This window comes from Pararcticibacter amylolyticus, from assembly GCF_003130405.1.
Classification (GTDB): domain Bacteria; phylum Bacteroidota; class Bacteroidia; order Sphingobacteriales; family Sphingobacteriaceae; genus Arcticibacter; species Arcticibacter amylolyticus.
In genome coordinates this window covers 201,653-207,652 of sequence record NZ_QEAS01000003.1, presented here as the reverse complement: position 1 = coordinate 207,652, position 6,000 = coordinate 201,653, and the positions used below count along the sequence as shown (strand labels likewise).

Below are 6,000 nucleotides of genomic sequence, written 5' to 3'. Positions count from 1 at the left end.
TGTGGCTTACGGAATGAATTTTAAACAAGGTGAAGGCCAGTATGGTGATGATGGTGCAACATATACAAGTCCGGCTATTTCTTTCAAGCCTAACTACCTCGGCCTGTATAACATGAACGGTAACGTTTCGGAGTGGACGCTTAATGCTTACACAATGAACTGGCAGGGATTTGTCAACGATTTGAATCCGGTTTTACTTTATGATGCCAAAGATACCGATCCTGATATCGTCAAGAGAAAGGTAGTAAAAGGAGGAAGCTGGAAAGATCCGGGCAGCCTGGCCAGCCCTGACTCAAGGAATTCAGAATTCCAGGATGTCGCTAAAAGTTACATAGGATTCCGCTGCGTTATGCCGGCACTCGAAGTATTCAATCAGAATCCAAAGAAATCAAAAAAACATTAAAACTAATTAATTCAAATTGTTATGTTAAAGAAATATCTTCTGACAGTATGTGTCGCTTCTTCCTGCCTGACGTTATTTGCTCAGGATGAAGTCCCCCAGGATGGTTTTTATCACACAAAAGATTTTAAAAATGCAGTTGCCACTCCGTATCCGGAGATAAGACAGGCTGATGTCCTGTCGGTAAAGAGGATCTGGCGCGATATAGATACCAGCGAAGGAATTAATAAACTGTTCTCATCTCCGCAATCAAACCTGATGGACATCCTCAAAGCCGCTATCGACAGCGGCAGGATTACAGCCTACGATCCGGCAGTTAGTCCGAAGAACCCATCAGGAGATGCCTTTACAGTGCCAATTCCCGGCAAAGAAGTGTTTAGCCGTCTTACAGACAGTGTTATGGTGCCTGTCTTTGATAAAGATGGTTACCAGACAGGTTCTAAAATGTATGCGGGTGAGTTCAATCCTGAAGCGGTGACAAAGTTCCGGCTGAAAGAGGACTGGATCTTCGATAAAGGTAAAGGATCTTACCAGCCGCGGATCATAGGTATCGCTCCTCTTATTAAGATAACTGCCGGTGACAGTGTAATCAGTGAGCAGCCTGCCTTCTGGTTGTATTTTCCACAGGTCAGAAATATCCTCGCACAAAAAGAGGTCATCACCAACTATTCTACGGATATGAGCTTTGATGATATCTTTATCCTGCGGAAGTTTAAAAGTACTATCGTAAAAGAGTCCACGCCGGGTGACCTGCGAATTAAGGATTATGCCAAGAGTGACGACGATATGCAGAAGGAATCTGACCGGATTGAAAAATCACTCAAAGATTACAGGAAGAAGGTATGGGATACTCCTGCAGCTAATTAAAGAAAAGAAAACATACACACGATGGGGGCCGCTGAAAAGCGGCCTTTTTTTTTGTAAGGCGAAGCCGCTATTTATTTGGTGAACCTTTTTTGCGGTTTATGCGTAAAAAACATCAGCACATTTGTTAAATAGAATTAATTGTAATGAATTTACCACAGAAAGGATCTGTTCATATTGGAAGAAATATCAGGCGTCTGCGCGAAATTAAGAACATAAAACAGGAAAGCCTCGCTTATTCTTTATCGTTCAGTCAGCAAAAAATTTCAAAACTGGAACAGATGGAGAGCATTGATGAGTCCACATTGGGCAGAATTGCAGATGCTTTGGAATTAAGTGTGGAAGTCATAAAAAACTTCGACCAGGAAAATGTTATTAATTCGTGCTTCGCCGTTCCGCAGCAAGCTTATCATTCAGCGGCAAATCAGGATTTTAACGCGATAGAAAAGATCATAGAGCTTTATGAACGCCTGATCGCGAGCGAAAAGGAAAAGAATGCAATCCTTTCATCTAAAATTGCATTGATGGATACTGAAAGAGAGAAAATGGGTTTGATCAAGCCATTTGCAGCCGGGTGGGAAAAGGGTATGAACCGGAATGTTTCTTAAAGCAGGAGAGTTGTTCCTGTAAAACATTACTCTCCTGCCTGCTCTTTAAGCGGGAGCTACTGATAATGAAGATCAGAGCGTTTCCGAAAGCCATTTAAAGAACTCTCTTTGCCATACAATGGCGTTTTGCGCCCCCATAACCCAGTGATTTTCGCCAGGCAGATAAAGGAGACGGCTTTTGATACCCTTAAGCTGCGCTAACTGGAATGCCTCCAGTCCCTGCTCAACCGGAACCCGGTAGTCTATTCCTCCCTGAACGATCATAATAGGAGTATTCCATTTATCCGCGAATTCGATGGGGCTTGACTGCTTGTAGCTTTGGGGTACCTTAGAGCCCCAGTAAGGGCCACCGATGTCTTTATTGGCAAACCATAACTCTTCCGTTGTACCATACCAGCTTCTCAGGTCAAACAAACCGTCATGCGCAATAAATGTTTTGAACCGATTGTTGTGAACTCCTGCAAGCATATAAACGGAAAATCCACCGTAACTGGCTCCTACGGCACCAAGACGATCTTTGTCAACATAGGATTCTTTAGAAATATCATCAATCGCAGACAGGTAATCCCTTATAGGCTGGCCTCCCCAGTCTCCGCTGATATCTTCATTCCATTTTACGCCGTGGCCGGGCATTCCCCGCCTGTTAGGTGCGATAACAATATAACCGTTTGCCGCCATAAGCTGAAAATTCCACCGGAAAGAGTAAAATTGAGAAAGTGCGGACTGAGGACCTCCCTGGCAATATAGCAGGGTAGGATATTTCTTTGATGGGTCGAAATCAGGTGGGTAGATCACCCATGCAAGCATATCTTTATTATCGGTGGTCCTGATATGGCGCTCTTCAATCTTGCTCAAAGCCAGCCTGCTGTAAATAATGTTGTTTACAGATGTAAGCTGGTTTAAAAGTCCGGATTTTAGGTCCACCCTGTAGAGTTCTGCTGCGTGATTCATGTCGGTCCGGGAAACAACAAGCTGGTTTCCGGATTGGCCGATAATGCCGTTAATATCAAACACTCCTTTTGTTACCTGCCGGATGTTTCTGGCTGTAAATTTCCCCGGATCAGAAATATTGGAAATCTCAAAGAGTTGTTCTGTTCCTTTCACAGGCGCAACAAAATAGATCCGGGATCCGTCGTTGCTCCATTGCCACGAGGCAACGGTTCCATCCCAGTCTTTTGTCAGGTTATAGGTCTTAAGGCTCTTGAAGTCGTACACAAGGATATCGTTTTTATCAGATTCATAACCATCCTCGTCCATACTTAGCCAGGCCATCCGGCTTCCGTTCTGGTTGAACGCCGGAGCGGTGTCGTATCCCAGAATGCCTTCTGTCAGATTGGTTGTCCTGCCTGAAGCCAGATCATAAATAAATATGTCGGTATTCGTACTTTGTGCGTATTCTTTGCCGAACTTCTTTTTTGTCACATATACGATGAACTTGCCGTCGGGGCTCCAAATGGCATCTTCTCTTCCTCCAAACGGCATTTGAGGACAATCGTATGGTTCATCCTTCATGATGTCCCTCGCTTCTCCGATTTTACCATTTCCGAATGTTGCATAAAAGATATGCTGGAACTTTCCGTCTTCCCAGGTATCCCAATGACGGTACATCAGATCGTCAAACACATACGCATCCGATTTTTTTAATTCCGGATAGCGGTCTGTGCTATGGATCTTCAATATCTGTACTTCTTTCGAAAACAGGATATGTTTTCCATCGGGAGAGATTCTGACATTACTCAGCCCATCCTGATAATCTGTAATCTGTTTCTTAGCGCTGCCGTCTCCGTTCATAGTCCAGAGCTGTCCTTTATAGATAAACCAGATTAATCCCGTTTTCGGATCTATATGGACGATACTTTCGGCACCGGCGGCTTCAGTTAATTGCTTTACGGCTCCTCCTGATACAGGAATCATGTAAAGATTGCGTTCGCTTTTATTTTCGGTTACGTCGTATTGGCTTACCCCGAAAATGACGTTTTTACCGTCGGGCGTAACAGCTTCCCCTGAAACTCTTCCAAGCTTCCAGAGAAGTTCGGGGGTCATTTTCTCCTGTGCATTTACCATAGATGCTGCAAGGATAAGAGCTATGCTTACTGATGTTTTCATGTTTGTATAAGTTGTCTGCCGACGGTAATCGGCCGTCAGCCATCAGCTCTTTATATAACGAACAAGATTATATAAAGAGCAAGATTGTTTTTTTGCTTTCTGCCTGAGGGGAGGGGATAATCACATTACACCTCGATACCTTCTTCTTTGGCAATTCCCAGCAATAAGTATTTTGCAGTTGCGGGGTTGGTTGCGAGCGGAACGTTATGGACATCGCAAATCCGTAAAAGCATTTGCACATCGGGCTCGTGAGCATGTTTTCCCAGGGGATCACGGAAGAAGATGATCCCTTTCAGCAGGCCTTCAGCAGCCATAGCTGCTATCTGGGCATCGCCGCCTTGCGGGCCGCTTAGCTTTCGGGTTACTTCCAGACCCGTTTGCTGAATATAAGAACCGGTAGTGCCCGTTGCAATCAGGTTCATTTCTTTCAGGATATCGTAATGGTCTTTAACAAAACCTACCATTTCGGCTTTACGTCCGTCATGTGCAATAAGTGCGATTGTGTGAGTCTTCATAATATCATTTTAAGCAAAGAACAAATATGAAATTAATATAGCTGCAATTACACCCGCGAGATCCGCAAACAGCCCCGCTGTAATAGCATACCGGCTCTTTTTTATTCCTACTGAACCGAAGTAGAGAGCCACAATGTAAAAAGTAGTATCAGCTGAACCGTTAAAAACACAAGCCAGGCGCCCAACAAAAGAATCCGGTCCAAAAGTGGTCATCGTGTCAATCATCATTGCTTTCGCTCCCGAACCGCTTAGCGGCTTCATAAAAGCTACCGGCAGGGCATCAGTAAACCTGGTATCAATGTTGAAGTGGCTGAAGGCATATTGAAATCCATCGACAATATATCCCATCGCTCCGCAATTTCTGAAAACGCTGATAGCTGCAAGCATTGCCACCAGGTAAGGGATAATCTTTACAGAGGTCTCAAATCCTCCTACGGCCCCTTCCACGAAACTTTCAAAGACATTCACTTTTTTCCGGAGCGCACCAAGTATAAAGGCTACCGGGATAAGAAAAAGAAGAAGATTGCTCACCACTTTAGACACTTCACTGATCTGTTCTTTACTGAGATGTACCGTGAAATACCATACAACCAGACCTATAAATGCGGTTAAACCTAAAAGCCATCCCATGACGACAGGGTTGAACAGGTTGATCTTCTGCCTGACTGCAACAATCAGCAGGCCTGCTACTGTGGCTACATAAGTAGCGATAATACAAGGTATGAAAATGTCTGTAGGATCTGCTGCTTTCAGGATTGCCCGCTGTGCGATAATAGAAATGGGCAAAATAGTCAGACCGGAAGTATGAAGCACCAGGAACATGATCTGAGCGTTCGAGGCCGTATCTTTTTTCGTATTAATTTCCTGGAGGCTTCCCATTGCCTTTAGGCCCAGAGGCGTCGCTGCATTGTCGAGCCCTAAAAGGTTTGCAGAAAAATTCATCAGCATTTGCCCTGTTGCCGGGTGGTTCTTAGGAACCTCCGGAAAGAGCCGGCTAAAGAAAGGACCGACAATCCGGCTAAGAAAGCTTATAGCCCCTGCTTTTTCTCCTATATTCATGATTCCAAGCCAGAAAGCCATGGTGCCGGCAAGGGGAAGGGCAATATCCATAACGGAAGATCTGGTGGTATCAAAAAGACTTTCAACAAGTTTCTGGAAGATCTCCGTGTCGCCAAAGAAGATCAGCTTTATAAGTGCAATAACAAATGAAATGATGAAAAAAGCTATCCAGACGTAATTCAGAGCCATAAATCTAAACGTTTTTTTTGAACGTTTTTCCAGCGGCTCAATTTACGTATTTTTAAATAAAATCAATCTGAATGTTAACCGTACGTCTGAACCAGGAAATGCACTTTTCTTCGCCTGAGCGAAATTAAATTGAATCTCTTTTTTCCGGATATAAAAAAATACTACTTTAGCAAAAAGATGAGTGTGATATCCGTTGAGCAGCGTTTTCCGGGCATAGACGATTTTGCACATAAAAGAGATTATCTGAGTTTGACGAGAG

6 protein-coding genes are annotated in these 6,000 nt (G+C 44.0%); 3 read left to right on the top strand and 3 right to left on the bottom strand.

Going from position 1 to position 6,000, the window contains the following annotated elements:
- The 3 genes from DDR33_RS25720 to DDR33_RS05300 form a co-directional block, all read left to right on the top strand.
- Nucleotides 1-403, top strand: a 403-nt coding sequence (locus DDR33_RS25720; RefSeq protein WP_158280637.1) for a formylglycine-generating enzyme family protein, incomplete at its 5' end; no start/stop codon positions are given.
- Nucleotides 404-424: 21 nt separating this feature from the next.
- Nucleotides 425-1,267 carry a type IX secretion system ring subunit PorN/GldN gene (gene porN, locus DDR33_RS05305; protein WP_109414724.1) on the top strand — a complete coding sequence of 281 codons (843 nt, stop codon included), beginning with the start codon at nucleotides 425-427 and terminating at the stop codon, nucleotides 1,265-1,267.
- Between the two features lie 143 nt (nucleotides 1,268-1,410).
- Nucleotides 1,411-1,872 carry a helix-turn-helix domain-containing protein gene (locus DDR33_RS05300; protein ID WP_109414723.1) on the top strand — a complete coding sequence of 154 codons (462 nt, stop codon included), beginning with the start codon at nucleotides 1,411-1,413 and terminating at the stop codon, nucleotides 1,870-1,872.
- 72 nt (nucleotides 1,873-1,944) lie between these two features.
- Here the strand turns inward: DDR33_RS05300 and DDR33_RS05295 are convergent, their stop codons facing one another.
- From DDR33_RS05295 to DDR33_RS05285, 3 genes are all read right to left on the bottom strand, one after another.
- The gene (locus DDR33_RS05295; protein WP_109414722.1) at nucleotides 1,945-3,978 is read right to left on the bottom strand and encodes a S9 family peptidase; all 2,034 of its coding nucleotides are present in this window, start codon (nucleotides 3,976-3,978) and stop codon (nucleotides 1,945-1,947) included.
- 125 nt (nucleotides 3,979-4,103) lie between these two features.
- Nucleotides 4,104-4,493, bottom strand: a complete 390-nt coding sequence (locus DDR33_RS05290) for a methylglyoxal synthase (protein WP_109414721.1) — start codon at nucleotides 4,491-4,493, stop codon at nucleotides 4,104-4,106.
- Nucleotides 4,494-4,502: 9 nt separating this feature from the next.
- Nucleotides 4,503-5,741: a nucleoside recognition domain-containing protein gene (locus DDR33_RS05285; protein ID WP_109414720.1), complete on the bottom strand. Its 1,239-nt coding sequence runs from the start codon at nucleotides 5,739-5,741 to the stop codon at nucleotides 4,503-4,505.
- Nucleotides 5,742-6,000 lie beyond the last annotated feature (259 nt).

Coding starts and splice junctions, on each gene's coding strand:
- DDR33_RS05285 (WP_109414720.1), bottom strand. CDS start 5,741: ATGGCTCTGAATTACGTCTGGATAGCTTTTTTCATCATTTCATTTGTT.
- DDR33_RS05300 (WP_109414723.1), top strand. CDS start 1,411: ATGAATTTACCACAGAAAGGATCTGTTCATATTGGAAGAAATATCAGG.
- DDR33_RS05290 (WP_109414721.1), bottom strand. CDS start 4,493: ATGAAGACTCACACAATCGCACTTATTGCACATGACGGACGTAAAGCC.
- porN (WP_109414724.1), top strand. CDS start 425: ATGTTAAAGAAATATCTTCTGACAGTATGTGTCGCTTCTTCCTGCCTG.
- DDR33_RS05295 (WP_109414722.1), bottom strand. CDS start 3,978: ATGAAAACATCAGTAAGCATAGCTCTTATCCTTGCAGCATCTATGGTA.